Source organism: Azospirillum lipoferum (genome assembly GCF_024170005.1).
GTDB lineage: Bacteria > Pseudomonadota > Alphaproteobacteria > Azospirillales > Azospirillaceae > Azospirillum > Azospirillum lipoferum.
Genome location: NZ_JALJXJ010000013.1, coordinates 137,338 through 151,854 on the forward strand (window position 1 = coordinate 137,338; position 14,517 = coordinate 151,854).

Annotated in this window: 12 protein-coding genes; 11 read left to right on the plus strand and 1 reads right to left on the minus strand. The window is 67.2% G+C overall.

Annotated features, from left to right (window positions below; translation table 11 throughout):
• Positions 1-26: 26 nt before the first annotated feature.
• The 11 genes from J2848_RS26465 (at position 27) to J2848_RS26515 (ending at position 13,880) form a co-directional block, all read left to right on the plus strand.
• Positions 27-1,634, plus strand: a complete 1,608-nt coding sequence (locus J2848_RS26465) for a carboxyl transferase domain-containing protein (protein WP_149233815.1) — start codon at positions 27-29, stop codon at positions 1,632-1,634.
• A gap of 11 nt (positions 1,635-1,645) precedes the next feature.
• Positions 1,646-2,428 carry an enoyl-CoA hydratase/isomerase family protein gene (locus J2848_RS26470; protein WP_149233816.1) on the plus strand — a complete coding sequence of 261 codons (783 nt, stop codon included), beginning with the start codon at positions 1,646-1,648 and terminating at the stop codon, positions 2,426-2,428.
• A gap of 5 nt (positions 2,429-2,433) precedes the next feature.
• Positions 2,434-4,437, plus strand: coding sequence for an acetyl-CoA carboxylase biotin carboxylase subunit (locus J2848_RS26475; protein WP_149233817.1), 2,004 nt, complete (start codon positions 2,434-2,436; stop codon positions 4,435-4,437).
• 2 nt (positions 4,438-4,439) lie between these two features.
• Positions 4,440-5,339 (plus strand): hydroxymethylglutaryl-CoA lyase, encoded by a 900-nt coding sequence (locus J2848_RS26480; RefSeq protein ID WP_149233818.1) that lies wholly within the window; start codon positions 4,440-4,442, stop codon positions 5,337-5,339.
• Positions 5,340-5,459: 120 nt separating this feature from the next.
• The gene (locus tag J2848_RS26485) at positions 5,460-5,765 is read left to right on the plus strand and encodes a nucleotidyltransferase domain-containing protein (protein WP_246194162.1); all 306 of its coding nucleotides are present in this window, start codon (positions 5,460-5,462) and stop codon (positions 5,763-5,765) included.
• On the plus strand, positions 5,762-6,169 hold the full coding sequence (locus J2848_RS26490) for a HEPN domain-containing protein (protein ID WP_149233820.1): 408 nt from the start codon (positions 5,762-5,764) through the stop codon (positions 6,167-6,169). Before J2848_RS26485 ends, J2848_RS26490 begins: the two co-directional genes overlap by 4 nt.
• A 649-nt stretch (positions 6,170-6,818) precedes the next feature.
• Positions 6,819-7,562, plus strand: a complete 744-nt coding sequence (locus J2848_RS26495; RefSeq protein WP_246194165.1) for a hypothetical protein — start codon at positions 6,819-6,821, stop codon at positions 7,560-7,562.
• Between the two features lie 28 nt (positions 7,563-7,590).
• On the plus strand, positions 7,591-8,415 hold the full coding sequence (locus J2848_RS26500; RefSeq protein WP_149233822.1) for a response regulator transcription factor: 825 nt from the start codon (positions 7,591-7,593) through the stop codon (positions 8,413-8,415).
• Positions 8,396-10,015 carry a sensor histidine kinase gene (locus J2848_RS26505; RefSeq protein WP_149233823.1) on the plus strand — a complete coding sequence of 540 codons (1,620 nt, stop codon included), beginning with the start codon at positions 8,396-8,398 and terminating at the stop codon, positions 10,013-10,015. The genes J2848_RS26500 and J2848_RS26505 overlap by 20 nt, the downstream gene beginning before the upstream one ends.
• Positions 10,016-10,146: 131 nt before the next feature.
• Positions 10,147-10,641 (plus strand): Lrp/AsnC ligand binding domain-containing protein, encoded by a 495-nt coding sequence (locus tag J2848_RS26510; RefSeq protein WP_149233824.1) that lies wholly within the window; start codon positions 10,147-10,149, stop codon positions 10,639-10,641.
• Positions 10,642-10,916: 275 nt separating this feature from the next.
• A complete protein-coding gene (locus J2848_RS26515) occupies positions 10,917-13,880 on the plus strand; it encodes a methyl-accepting chemotaxis protein (RefSeq protein ID WP_149233825.1) in 2,964 nt (987 codons plus the stop codon).
• Between the two features lie 4 nt (positions 13,881-13,884).
• On the opposite strand, the gene J2848_RS26520 is transcribed toward J2848_RS26515, so the two are convergent.
• Positions 13,885-14,448, minus strand: a complete 564-nt coding sequence (locus J2848_RS26520; protein ID WP_149233826.1) for a TetR/AcrR family transcriptional regulator — start codon at positions 14,446-14,448, stop codon at positions 13,885-13,887.
• Positions 14,449-14,517 lie beyond the last annotated feature (69 nt).

A 14,517-nucleotide genomic window follows, 5' to 3' on the forward strand; every position in this document is an offset into this window, starting at 1 on the left:
GACCGCCAAACCGGGAGGAAGACGGCATGACCGTCCTGAAGAGCGCCCTGAACGCGCGCTCCGCCGAGTTCCAGGCCAACGCCGACGCCATGCAGGCCCTGGTCGACGATCTGCGCCGGAAGGTCGCCGCCATCCAGCAGGGCGGCGGAGCGAAGGCGCGTGAAAAGCACCTCGCCCGCGGCAAGCTGCTGCCGCGCGAGCGCATCCGCCAGCTGCTCGACGTCGGCTCGCCCTTCCTTGAGCTGTCGCAGCTGGCCGCCGACAGCGTCTATGCCGAGGACATCCCGTCCGCCGGCATCATCGCCGGCATCGGCAGCGTCGCCGGGCAGGAATGCATGATCGTCGCCAACGACGCGACGGTGAAGGGCGGCACCTATTACCCGCTGACGGTCAAGAAGCACCTGCGCGCGCAGGAGATCGCCCAACAGAACAACCTGCCCTGCATCTATCTGGTCGACAGCGGCGGCGCCAATCTGCCGAACCAGGACGAGGTCTTCCCCGACCGCGACCATTTCGGCCGCATCTTCTACAACCAGGCCAACATGTCGGCGGAGGGCATCCCGCAGATCGCCGTGGTGATGGGAAGCTGCACCGCCGGCGGCGCCTATGTCCCGGCGATGTCGGACGAGGCGATCATCGTCCGCAACCAGGGCACCATCTTCCTCGGCGGCCCGCCGCTGGTGAAGGCGGCGACCGGCGAGGTGGTGTCGGCCGAGGATCTCGGCGGCGCCGACGTGCATTCCCGCACCTCGGGCGTCACTGACCATTACGCGATGAACGACGCCCACGCCCTGGCGATGGCCCGCCGCGTGGTGTCGAACCTGAACCGCGCCAAGCATATCGACCTCGATCTGCGCGAGCCGGAGGAGCCGGCCTTCGACCCGCGTGAACTCTACGGCGTCATCCCCAGCGACGCCCGCAAGCCCTTCGACGTGCGCGAGGTGATCGCCCGGGTGGTCGACGGATCGCGTTTCGACGAGTTCAAGCCGCTCTACGGCACGACGCTGGTCACCGGCTTCGCCCACATCTTCGGCTATCCCGTCGGCATCATCGCCAACAACGGCATCCTGTTCAGCGAATCCGCCCTGAAGGGCGCCCATTTCGTCGAGCTGTGCTGCCAGCGCCGCATCCCGCTGGTGTTCCTGCAGAACATCACCGGCTTCATGGTCGGGCGGAAATACGAGGCCGGCGGAATCGCCAAGGACGGAGCCAAGCTGGTCACCGCGGTCGCCTGCGCCAAGGTGCCGAAATTCACCGTCATCATCGGCGGCAGCTATGGCGCCGGCAATTACGGCATGTGCGGCCGCGCCTACAGCCCGCGCTTCCTGTGGATGTGGCCGAACGCCCGCATCTCGGTCATGGGCGGCGAGCAGGCGGCCGGCGTGCTGGCCCAGGTCAAGCGCGACGCCATGGAAGCCCAGGGCAAGCCCTGGTCGGCCGAGGACGACGAGGCGCTGAAGGCGCCGATCCGCGCCCAGTTCGAACGCGAGAGCCACGCCTATTACGCCAGCGCCCGGCTGTGGGACGACGGCATCATCGACCCGGCCGACACCCGCATGGTGCTGGGGCTCGGCCTGTCGGCCTCGCTGAACGCCCCGGTGCCGAAGACGCCCTTCGGCGTCTTCCGGATGTGAGGGGGGCGAGCATGAGCGACATACTGATCGACATCGCCGACACCGGCGTCGCCACCGTCACCATGAACCGCGGCGACGTCCACAACGCCTTCAACGAGCAGGTGATCGCCGACCTCACCGCTGCCTTCCGGCGGGTGGGCGAGGATCCGGCGGTGCGCGTCGTCCTGCTGCGCGGGGTGGGCAAGAGCTTCTCGGCCGGGGCGGACCTGTCCTGGATGAAGAAGATGGCCGGCTACTCCCGCGAGGAGAATCTGGCCGACGCCATGGGTCTCGCCACCATGCTGCGCACGTTGGACGAATGCCCGAAGCCGACGGTCGCCGTGGTGCAGGGGCCGGCCTTCGGCGGCGGCGTCGGGCTGGTCTCGGCCTGCGACATCGCCATTGGCGTCGAGACCGCGACCTTCGCCCTGTCGGAGGTGCGGCTGGGCATCATCCCCGCCGCTATCAGCCCCTATGTCATCTCCGCCATCGGCGAGCGCGCCTGCCGCCGCTACTTCCTGACCGGCGAGCGCTTCAGCGCGGCGGAGGCCCACCGCATCGGCCTGCTGCATGAGCTGACCAGCGCCGACGGGCTGGAGGAGACGGTGGCGAAGACGGTCAGGAACCTGATGGACAGCGCGCCTTCGGCGGTCACCGCCGCCAAGGAGCTGATCCGTGCCGTCGCCCGCCGGCCGCTGACCGAAGAGGTGATGCGCGACACGGCGGAGCGCATCGCCCGCCAGCGCGCCAGCGCCGAAGGCAAGGAGGGCGTCGGCGCCTTCCTCGACAAACGCACCCCGTCCTGGCGGAGCTGATCCACATGTTCGACAAGATCCTCATCGCCAACCGCGGCGAAATCGCCTGCCGGGTCATCCGCACAGCCCGCCGCCTGGGCATCAAGACCGTCGCCGTCCATTCGGAGGCCGACGCCAAGGCCATGCATGTCCAGATGGCCGACGAGGCCGTCTGCATCGGTCCGGCCCCGGTCGGCGAAAGCTATCTGCGTGGCGACGTCATCCTCGACGTGGCGAAGCGCACGGGTGCCCAGGCCATCCATCCCGGCTATGGCTTCCTGTCGGAGAATGCCGGCTTCGCCGCCGCCTGTGCCGAGGCCGGTGTCGTCTTCATCGGCCCGCCGATCGAGGCGATCCGCGTCATGGGCTCCAAGGCGGAATCCAAGCGGCTGATGGCGAACGCCGACGTGCCGCTGGTGCCGGGCTATCACGGCACCGACCAGGACTTCGCCACCCTGTCGGCGGAGGCCGAACGCATCGGCTATCCGGTGCTGGTCAAGGCGTCGGCCGGCGGCGGCGGGAAGGGCATGCGCGTCGTGCGCGCCGGCAATGAGCTGGCGGATGCGGTGGCCGGCGCCCAGCGCGAGGCCAAGGCAGCCTTCGGCGACGACAGCCTGCTGCTGGAGAAATATCTCGGCCGGCCGCGCCATGTCGAAATCCAGGTGTTCTGCGACACCCATGGCAACGGCGTCTATCTGTTCGAGCGCGACTGCTCGGTCCAGCGCCGCCACCAGAAGGTGATCGAGGAGGCGCCGGCCCCGAGCTTGCCCGACGACATCCGCCGCCGCATGGGCGAGGCCGCGGTCGCCGCCGCCAAGGCGGTGAACTATGTCGGCGCCGGCACCGTCGAGTTCCTCTATGAGGATGGCGGCTTCTACTTCATCGAGATGAACACCCGCCTGCAGGTGGAGCATCCGGTGACGGAGAAGATCACCGGGCTCGATCTGGTCGAGTGGCAGCTGCGCGTCGCGGCTGGGGCGGAACTGCCGCTGCGCCAGGACCAGCTGACCCGCAAGGGGCATGCCTTCGAGGCGCGGCTGTACGCCGAGGATCCGCAGCGCGACTTCCTGCCGGCCATCGGCAAGCTGGTCCGTCTGCGCCCGCCGGCCGAGTCCGATCACGTCCGCGTCGACACCGGCGTCCGCGAGGGCGATTCGGTGACGATGTATTACGACCCGATGATCGCCAAGCTGATCGTCTGGGACGAGGACCGCGACAGCGCGCTCCGCCGCCTGCGCGTGGCCTTGGCTGAGTATGAGGTGGTCGGCGTCACCACCAATGTCGGATTCCTCGGCGCCATCGCCGGCCATCCCGCCTTCAAGGCGGTGGAGATCGACACCGGCTTCATCGAGCGCCACCGCGCCGACCTGCTGCCGCCGCCGGCCCCGGTGGCTGACAGGGCGCTGGCCGCCGCCGCGCTGTCGGTGCTGCTGACGCGGCGGGAGGAGGCCCAGGCCGCGCTGCGCGCCCGGTCGGATCGCTATTCGCCCTGGCTGCTCGCCAATGGCTGGCGGCTGAACGAGGAGAACCATTACGACCTGCGTCTGATGGATGGCGACACGGCGCGCGAAGTGACGCTGCATTTCCGGGCAGATGGCTATGAGGTCGCGGTGGATGGCAGCAAGCCGATGCCGGTGACCGGCGTCAGCCTGTCGGACGGCCTGCTGACCGCCACGCTGGACGGCATGCGCACCCGCGCCACCGTGGTGCGGCAGGGTCTCGACATCACCGTGCTGATCGACGGCGCGGTGTCCCGCCTGACGCTCGACGACCCCAGCGCCCGCGCGGCGGAGCAGGAGGGCGGCTCCGGCCGTCTCACCGCACCGATGCCCGGCACCGTGGTCCGCGTGCTGGTCGAGCCGGGCCAGAGCGTCGAGGCCGGCGCGCCGCTGATGCTGCTGGAAGCCATGAAGATGGAGCACACCATCAAGGCCCCGGCGGCGGGCACCGTCAGCGCCGTGAATTTCGCGGCGGGCGATCAGGTGTCGGAAGGCGTCGACCTGCTGGTTCTCGACATCGCGGAGGCCTGACGATGCAGCTGCCGAAATTCGTCCGCATGGTGGAGGTCGGTCCGCGCGACGGCCTCCAGAACGAAAAGTCCATGGTGCCGACGGCGGTCAAGGTGGAGCTGGTCGACCGCCTGTCCGACGCCGGTCTCGGCGTGGTGGAGGCAGCCAGCTTCGTCTCTCCCAAATGGGTGCCGCAGATGGGCGACAGCGCCGAGGTGCTGGCCGGCATCGCACGGAAGCCCGGCGTTCGCTATGCCGCCCTCACCCCCAACCTGAAGGGGCTGGAGGGTGCGCTGGCGGCCAAGGCCGACGAGGTGGCGGTGTTCGGCGCCGCCTCGGAAAGCTTCAGCCGGAAGAACATCAACTGCTCCATCGCCGAGAGCCTGGACCGCTTCGCCCCCGTCATGGAGCAGGCCGAGGCGGCGGGCGTGCCGGTTCGCGGTTATGTCTCCTGCGTGCTCGGCTGCCCCTATGAAGGGGAGATCGCGCCCAAGGCGGTGGCCGAGGTGGCGGAACGGCTGTTCGCCATGGGCTGCTACGAGATCTCGCTTGGCGACACCATCGGCACCGGCACGCCGACGAAGGCGCAACTGATGATCGCCGCGGTGGCGGAGCGGGTGCCGGTCGATAAGATCGCCGTCCATTTCCACGACACCTACGGGCAGGCGCTGGCCAACATCCTGGCCGCCCTTCAGATGGGGGTGACGGTGGTCGACAGTTCCGTCGCCGGGCTCGGCGGCTGCCCCTATGCCAAGGGTGCCAGCGGCAATGTGGCGAGCGAGGATGTGCTGTACATGCTGAACGGTCTCGGCATCGAGACCGGGGTCGATCTGGAGAAGCTGATCGCGGCCGGGGCGTTCATCAGTGACGCCATCGGCCGCCCCACCGCATCGAAGGTGGCCCGCGCTCGTGGTTGTGCGTGAGGGACCCTTCGGCAACGAGGGGCCGCGCTTCCGACAGGGGGCGCGGCCCTTTGGTATTTTGGGGGCCGCAAAGCGCCTGGAATGGTCTCCGATCGGTGCTATCTTTCCATCATGGCAGCCATGGATTCCATACTTGACCGCTTTCGGGCGGATCTTGACCGGCTTTACGGACCGCGGCTGGCCCGTGTCGTGCTGTTCGGGTCACGGGCGCGTGGCGATGCGCGGCCAGACTCCGACTATGACGTCGCTGTGTTCCTGTCCGATCTGAACGACCGGTGGGATGAGGTTGACCGCATCGCCGGGGTCGCCGCTAACCTGCTGGACGAGACGGGTGCGGTGATCCATGCCATGCCTTACCGGATCGATGCCTATGCCGAACGCACCCCCCTGATGCACGAGATCCGCCGGGAAGGGCGCGAGCTTTGACGCCAGAGGCCGCCGGATATCTCGACAAGGCGAGACGCTGTCTGGAGTATGCGCGCGTGAACCTCAGTGTTGATCTTGGGAACGATGCCGGACGTAACGCCTATCTTGCCGCCTTCCATGCCACTCAGGCATTGATTTTCGAGACGACTGGCCGGATCGCGAAGACGCATCAGGGTGTTCAAGCCGAGTTCAGCCGATTGACCAGGGACGACCCCACCATAACCGCCGACCTGCGCCGTTTCCTGTCGCAAGCCTACACCCTCAAGGCCGTTGCCGACTATGAGGCGGGGCCGGATGCGGAGGTGCCTGTGGATCGGGCTGCGTTGGCACTCGCAGGCGCCAAACGCTTCGTGGATTGGGTGGAAAAGCGTCTCCCCGCATCGTCCGGATATGCGGCATTCTAAATTGTACGTGCTACAAACTTGACGCTGCCAGCCAGTCGGCGCATCATGGTCTTCGTGATGAATGGTGCCGAAAACGCAGCGTTCCCACGACGCCGACCGGCCTGACGGCCGGCCGGAACCACGGCTGGAGTTCCAGTGGCAACGACCCACGGCCGCTTCATGCGCGCCGCCATATGACCTGTTGCCCGTCCGGCTGAACGGCGGCGGAGCCATACCCGGGTGGCTCCGCCGCCGATTGTTTTTGTGCCGACTGCTTTTTGGGCAGTCGCCACAGTCCCGTCCCATCCTGGCCATTCTCCCGCCTCATTTCTGTCACGTCCTGTCGCCCCTCGCACATGACCAGGGAAGCGATCGGCATGTAATGGATCGGCCGGAATTCATACCACTTTTGAGCAAAGAATCGGGCGAATCTCGCCGGATTTGCTCGAAAATCAAACGAAACTCCGAAAAATATTGATGGGCTTTCGCAAAATGGGGGTAAGGGCTGTGGCTTTAACGCGCCATTAACCAGACTGGATTGAGTTTAGAGACATCAGACGCGGCCAACTCCAACCAGCACGCGAAGTTGACTTCCAGGCTAGATGGAAATGGTTCGTCTCCTGTTAATGCCGTTATGCCCGTTCCTCTTGGATTTGAAAGGCCCGCCCCCATGACCGTGCCGGCAGTCCTCCGCGATGTGGCGCAGTATGGCGCCTACGCCGCCGGCCGGGGCCGACATGCGGGCCTGCTGGTCGCGGTCCTGCTGCTGGCTGGTTGCCCGGCCAACACGGCCGGGCCGTGGGGGGGAGCGGATGTGACGGCGGCCAACCCGAATGCCCGTACGGCGACTCCGCCGGTGCCCAGGCAGAAGCCGGTCCGCAAGATTGCCGACGCCGCCGCGCTGGCGCCGGCTCTGCCGATGCCGCAACCGGGTCCGCCGGTCACCACCGGCGATCTGGCGGTCACGCAGAATGCCGGCCAGAATTCTCCCCAGGCCTCCACCCAGCTGGCGGCCATCGCGCCCGATACGGTTCCCCAAACGACGTCTGCTTCGGCGAACGCCGCGGCGATGCCGACGACGGTTCCATCCATGGGGGGCATGTCCACCCAACCCGCAACCATCAACGCCGACCCCGACAGCCTTGTCGGGCTGGACGAAGTCCAGACTCTCAAACTCCTGGGGTCCCCCGTTGCACGGGAAGAGGCGCCTCCCGCCAAGATCTGGCGGTATGCCAAGGGCGATTGTACCCTCAAGGTCTTCTTCTTCATGGATATGACCTCGTCCCAGGACTTCCGCGCCCTCTCCTACGACATGAAGAGCAGCCAAAATGTCCCTGACGCCGACCACCGATGCTTCGCCCAACTCCTCGCTCAAGCTGACGCAGGGCGCCCTGCCCGCCCCGGGTTTCAGTAAGGCGGAGTCGAACAAGGGAATGTCCGCAATGACCGATCCGACCATTGCCCGCATCGCTCTGGTGGACGACGACGACCTGTTCCGTGAGTCGCTCAGCCTCAACCTCGGCGACGAGGGCTACGAGGTCATCACTTTCGACCGCGGCGAACCGGCGCTCGATTTCTTCGCCGAAGGCGGGTCGGTCGACATCGTCCTCCTCGACTGGCGCATGCCCAAGCTGGATGGCATCGACGTGCTGCGTCAGATGCGTGCCCGCGGCATCGCCACCCCGGTCATCTTCCTGACCGTGCTGTCCGACCAGATTTATGAAGAGGCGGCGCTGGCCGGTGGTGCCCTGGACTTTGTGGAGAAGTCGCGCAGCCTGTCGATCCTGCTGAAGCGCATGCGCCTGATCCTGGATGGGATCAAGGGTGACAATGCCAAGGGCTTGGAGGATGCGGAGGCCGGGGGCAACAGCACCAGCCACCGCCTGGGCGAGCTGGAACTGCGCCTGGACAACAGCCGCGCCTTCTGGAAGGGCAAGCGCATCGACCTGACGCTGACCGAGTTCAACATCGTCAAGCTGATGTCGACCCGCCCGGAAGAGGATGTGTCCTATCGCGAGATCTACGATCTGGTCCACGGCAAGGGCTTCGTCGCCGGCTACGGCCCGTCGGGCTACCGCGCCAACGTCCGCGCCTTCATCAAGCGCATCCGCCAGAAGTTCCGCTCGGTCGACGCCAACTTCGCCTGCATTGAGAACTATCCCGGCTTCGGCTATCGCTGGGGCAAGGGGGAGAATGCGGCCAACCAGGGCCGTGACGAGGATGGTATGGGCGAGGATATGCTGATCGATGGCGCTGCTGCCGATTGACCTGGCGATGCGGGCGCCCCGACGGGCGTCCGCCCGCCTGCTCTGGCTCTGGCGCTCGATGGCGAGCCGCCTGCTGCTGCTCACCCTCGTCTTCGTCGCAGTGCCCGTCCTGCTCTATGACCAGTTCCAGCGGGCCGACGAGGCGTCGCAGCAGCTTCTGCTGAAAAGCGCCCAGCGCCAGGGCGAACTGATCGCCCGGGCACTGGAACCCGAACTGCTGGGCGTCGACCGCACGGCCCTGCCCAGCCTGAGCATCGCGCTTGCCCGCTACGGCGACGACCGCACCCGGCTGAAGCTGCTGGTGCGTCCGCGGGTGACCGCCACAGGCAACGCCACCACACCGTCCGGCGCCAAGGCCGGGCCGGAACCCTTCTTCTACGTTGCGGCCGCGCCGAGCCTGTCGACCGCCGATATCGACGCCGAACGGCGCCTGCTGCTCGAACAGGGCGTGCTGGACCGTCTGGGGTCGAGCTGTGCCGGCAACGCGACGCTGGCGATGCGCGTCCCCCATGTCGAAGGCGGGGAGGAGGTGCTGTCGTCCATCACCCCGATCAAGACCAGCTTCGGCTGTTGGGCACTGGTGACCAGCCACGCGACCGAGGCCTATATCTCCTCCTCCATCGGCCGTCCCTATTGGAGCACGCCGGCGGTCCAGGCCGCGGCGGTGATCTATGTGGCGATGGCCGCCCTGGTGCTTGCGGTGCTGGCCGGCATCTGGCGCAACCTGAACCGCTTCGGCGACCTGGCCCGCCGCATCGTCGGCGGTGAGGACGTGCCTGACCAGGAGGATGGCAACGCCTCCTTCGCGGCGCGCAACACCGTGCCGGAACTGGCCGGGGTGGCTGAAGATTTCGACCGGCTGGTCTCCACCCTGCGCGACAGCGCCCAGTCATTGCGCCGTGCCGCCGAGGACAACGCCCACGCGTTCAAGACGCCGATCGCCGTGATCCGCCAGTCGGTGGAGCCGCTGCGCCGCGCCATGCCGGCGGAGAACGCCCGCAGCCAGCGCGCCCTGACGATGATCGAAAAGTCGTTGGACAAGCTGGACGGCCTCGTCTCCTTCGCCCGCCGCATGGACGAGGCGGCTGCCGACCTGCTGGCCCCCGCGCGGCGCCGCGTCGACCTGTCGTCGCTGGTGGAGCGAATGGCCGGCGGCTATACCGGGCTTTTGGCCGAACGCCGCCTGCACATGCGCTCGCGCATCGATGCCGGGCTGGTGGTGCGGGCCAGCGAGGAGACGCTGGAGACCATCGTCGAGAATCTGGTGGAGAACGCCGTCAGCTTCTCGCCGCCCGACGGCACGGTCAGCGTCCGGCTGACCCGCAGCGGCAGCTGGGCCGAACTGGTGGTGGACGACGAGGGGCCGGGTGTCGATCCCGCCAACCTGGACCGCATCTTCGAGCGCTACTTCTCCCACCGCGAACCCGGCCGCGGCATGCCGGACGACGAGGCGGCGGCGCATCAGGCCGGAGCGGCGCATTTCGGCATCGGTCTGTGGATCGTGCGGCGCAACATCGAAGCCTTCGGCGGCCGTGTCCGCGCCGAGAATCGTCCGACCGGCGGCCTGCGCATGACGGTGACCCTGCCGCTGGCTGCTTGAGCGGCCACATCAAGGCAAACGGGCTTCGGGGCAGAACAGTTCTGGCCGCTGCAGCTATGGTCCGGCATGGCTTAGCCCCGTTTTTTCCGCTAGGATCGGGCCCGCCAGCCGAACAGCATTCCGAGCCGCCGATGGACCGCAGCCTCGATTCCACCGACATCAAGATCCTGCGCGAATTGCAGGACGATGGACGCCTCAGCAATGTGGAGCTGGCGCGCCGCATCAACCTCAGCCCGGCCGCCTGCCTGGAGCGGGTGAAGCGCCTCCAGGCCGACGGCATCATCCAGCGCTATGTAGCACTGCTCGACCCGCACCGGCTGGAAGCGGGGATGCTGGTCTTTGTCGAGGTGGTGCTGGACCGCACGACGCCCGACAATTTCGACGACTTCAAGGCCACCGTCCTGCGCATGCCGCAGATCATGGAATGCCACATGGTGGCAGGCGGCTTCGATTATCTGGTCAAGGCCCGCGTGCGCGACATGAACGAATACCGCCTGTTCCTGGGTGAACTGCTGTCCACCGCGCGCGGCGTGCGGGAAACCCACACCTACGCCGTGATGGAAGAGGTGAAGAGCGTCACCGCCATCCCGCTGGACGGGCTCTCCACAGGATCGTTGCGGAGCTGAAGGATCAGACAATATAGCAATTGCCAGATTGCATAGTACTTTGGGGCCAGTCTGCTTTTCCGGACGCATTTTGCGAGGAGTGGGCTTCGTCAATTTCGCGTCCCCAGTGCGAGCTTGAGCGAAGCTTGTTTGTTTGCTGACAAATTGATGCGGCATGCCGCTTGCAGCGAAGGCTGTGGTCCGGGAGGACGACCGAAGCTGTCATGCGGCTGCTTTCGTTTCGCCACCATGCCCGACCATCCTGTTCGAGGCTTTGGCTGGAGCGGAACCGCGTCATGCGCGTCAACACACCGATCACCGACCGTGAAATTCACCTGACCGACGGGGTTCCGCTGGTGTCGCGCACCGACACCGGCGGGCGCATCACCTTCGTGAATCAGGCTTTCATCGAGATCAGCGGCTTTGACGAACATGAGCTGATCGGTGCCCCGCACAACATCGTCCGCCACCCCGACATGCCGAAGGAAGCCTTCGCCGACCTGTGGGCGACGGCGAAGACCGGGTGTCCCTGGGAAGGGCTGGTGAAAAACCGCACCAAGAGCGGCGACTTCTATTGGGTGCGGGCCAACGTCACGCCGGTGATGGAGAATGGCGAGGTCACCGGCTACATCTCCATCCGCTCCAAGCCGTCGCGCGAAGAGATCGCGGCGGCCGACCGGCTCTATGCGGAAATGCGCGACGGCCGCGCGGCTGTCCGGCTCAGCAACGGCGAACTTCACCGTAAGGGGCTGCGCGGTCGTCTGGATGCGGCATGGGGGAGCATGACCGGCCGGCTGCTCGGTGCCTTCGTCCTGCTGATCGCGGCCATGATGGTCGTCGGCGGCTTGGGGCTGAGCGGCATGTCCGCGTCCAACCAGTCCCTGACCCGGATGCACAGCCACCGTTTGACCGCCGTCGGGATGATCGGCGAAATCCTGGATCGCATGGCCGACAACCGCCAGACCACGACCAGCCTGATCATCGAGGTGCGGGACGGTGCCGAGCCTGCCGTGATCAAGGGCCTGCTGTCCCGGATCGACGACAACGTCGCGGGCATCAAGACGGCCTGGACGACCTATGCCGCCCTGCCGAAATCGCCTGAAGAGCAGGCATTGGCCGACCGCTTTCTCGAGCTGTCCACGAAATATCTGGAGGACGGCCTGCGTCCGACCATGGAGCATGTGAAGTCCGGCGATGCGCTTTCGGTGGAGCGGGGCGTGCACACGCTGATCACGCCGCTGTTCGCGAAAGCCATCGAGGCGGATCGCGAATTGCTGAAGTTCCAGATGAGCAGCGCCGGCCGGGAGGTGTCCGAGGCTCATGAGGACTTCTCCGGCCGGGCCATCGTGACGGCGGGGATCGTGCTCGTCCTCGCGGTCATTTCGGGACTGCTCTCCTGGTGGCTGCTCTCCACCTTCCGGAAGCCGCTGAGAGCCTTCGAGAAGACATTCGGCCGCATGTCGCTGGGCGATTTCGTCAGTCCGATGGAGCCTGTCAGCGTGCCGGAATTCCGCCGTGTCGCGTCGGAACTGAACGCCATGAAGGCGAAGCTGGCCTACGGCATCCATGAGAAGCATGAGACCGAGCTGCGCCAGAAGGCGCTGACCCGTCAGGCCCTGCTAGAGACCTGCAAGTCGATCGAGGGAGACCTTGATTCCACCTGGATGGGCGTGGAACTGGCGAGCCGGCGGGCCGGCGACGGTATCCAGCACCTGATGCAGTCGTTGGGCGTTGTGCGCGAAAACACCGTGGTGGTGTCGGCCGCGTCGGAGCAGGCCAGCGCCAATGCCCAGTCGGTCGCCGCCGCAACGGAGGAGCTGAACTCCGCCGGGCACGAGATCGCCCGGCAGGCGGCCCGGTCCAGCGAGGTGGCGCGGCGCGCGGTGGACAGCGCCCGCGGCTCCGCCTCCGCCATCGGCCGGATGGAGATCGCGACGGAGGAGATCGCCAAGGTCGCCAATCTCATCAACGAGATCGCCGGCCAGACCAACCTGCTGGCGCTGAACGCGACCATCGAGGCCGCCCGGGCGGGAGAGGCGGGCAAGGGCTTCGCCGTCGTCGCCAGCGAGGTGAAGGCTCTTGCCAACCAGACGTCGCGGGCGACCGGGGACATCGCCCGCCAGATCGAACAGCTGAAGCAGGCGGTCGGCGGCAGCGTCACCGCTATCCAGACCGTTATCTCGGTGATCGAGGAGATCGACGAGGCCGCCGCCGCCACCGCTGCGGCGGTGGAGGAACAGTCCGCCGCCAATGCGGAGATCGGGCGCAGCGCCACCAACTCCGCCGGCGGCGCCTCCCAGGTGTCGGGCAGCGTGCTCCATATCCGCGACCAGACCGACGAGATCACCGGCATCGCCACCGACGTCACCCGCCGCATGACCGACACCCAGAGCGCCGTGGCCGACCTGAAGCGCCGGCTGGTCATCGCGCTGCGCCAGTCGGTTGCCGGCGACCGCCGCGTCTCCAACCGCATCCCGTGCGAGGAGCCGATCACCATGACGGTGGCGGGTGACCGCCGCACCGTCACCATGCTGGACCTGTCGCTGGACGGGCTGCTGATCGACAGTAAAGGGCTGCCGGAGTTCGCCGAGCAGAGACGGCTGACCGTGACCCTGCGCGAGGTCGGCGATTTGCCGGCCACCGTCGCCGGGACCAGCGATCTGGGCCTGCATCTGGCCCTGGACGACCTTTCCGATGCCCAGGCCAACCGCCTGGAAAGCGCCTACAACGCGATGATCGAAGCGGATTCCGCCATCATCCGCACCGCCCAGGACGCGGCGACGGCCATGGCGAAGGCGCTGGAGGGAGCATTGTCGAACGGCAGCATCGGCGAGGAGGCCCTGTTCTCGACCGAGCTGTCGACCATCCCCGGTACCGAGCCGGAACAGTGTCTCGCCCCCTTCACCGAACTGACCGACCGTCTGTTCCCGGCGATCCAGGAGCCTGTGCTGGCCGCCAACCCGCGCTTCCAGTTCTGTGCGGCGGTCAATGCCATCGGCTATCTGCCGACCCACAACAGCCGCTATTCCGAACCGCAGCGGCCGGGCGACGCCGTCTGGAACGCGGCCCACTGCCGCAACCGCCGTGTGTTCGCCGACCGCTCCGGCCTCGCCGCGGCGCGCAACACCCGGGAATTCCTGTTGCAGGCCTACCGCCGCGACATGGGCGGCGGCCAGATGGTGCGCCTGAAGGAGGTCGATGCGCCAATCGTGGTGCGCGGCCGGCACTGGGGCAATCTGCGGCTGGCCTATATGCCCTGATGGGTCAGGGCTGCGCCGCCGGCACCAGCACGTCGGCGCAGATCGCCCGCACCACGTCGGCCCGGTCGGCGGCGGCGCCGGGGGCGAGCAGCCCCTGGCCGAAGGCGAAGGCGTAGAACAGGTAGGCACGGGCGAAGGCTTGGTCGGCGGGGAGCCCGAGCGCCACGAACAGGCCGGCGACGCTGTGCAGGCGTTCGCGGTCGACCTCGGCAATGACGTTTCCAGCCTCCGGCGCGCGGCGGGCCCAGTCGCGCACCGCCAGCTCGATCGCCATGCCGCGCGGTTTGCTGCCGCCATAGAGCGCCAGCATGTCGCGCAGCTGTTGCGCTGGCTCGCGCCCATCCAGCCGGGTCTGTTCCTTGATGGCGGCGATGCGGCCCTGCTTCCAGCTTTCCAGCAGGGCGTCCATCAGGTCGGTGCGGTCGCGGAAATGCCAGTAGAAGCTGCCCTTGGTGACCTTCAGGGCCTTCGCCAGCACCTCCACCCGCACCTTGTCGACGCCGCCTTCGGCCAGCGCCGTGAAGGCGGCGGCCAGCCAGGATTCGCGGTTCTTCGTCTTGGATTCCATTCCCGTCCTTCACGCTTTTCCGGCTGCCGCTTCCTTGGAGGCGATCTATACCCGAAAAGGGCGGTCCGT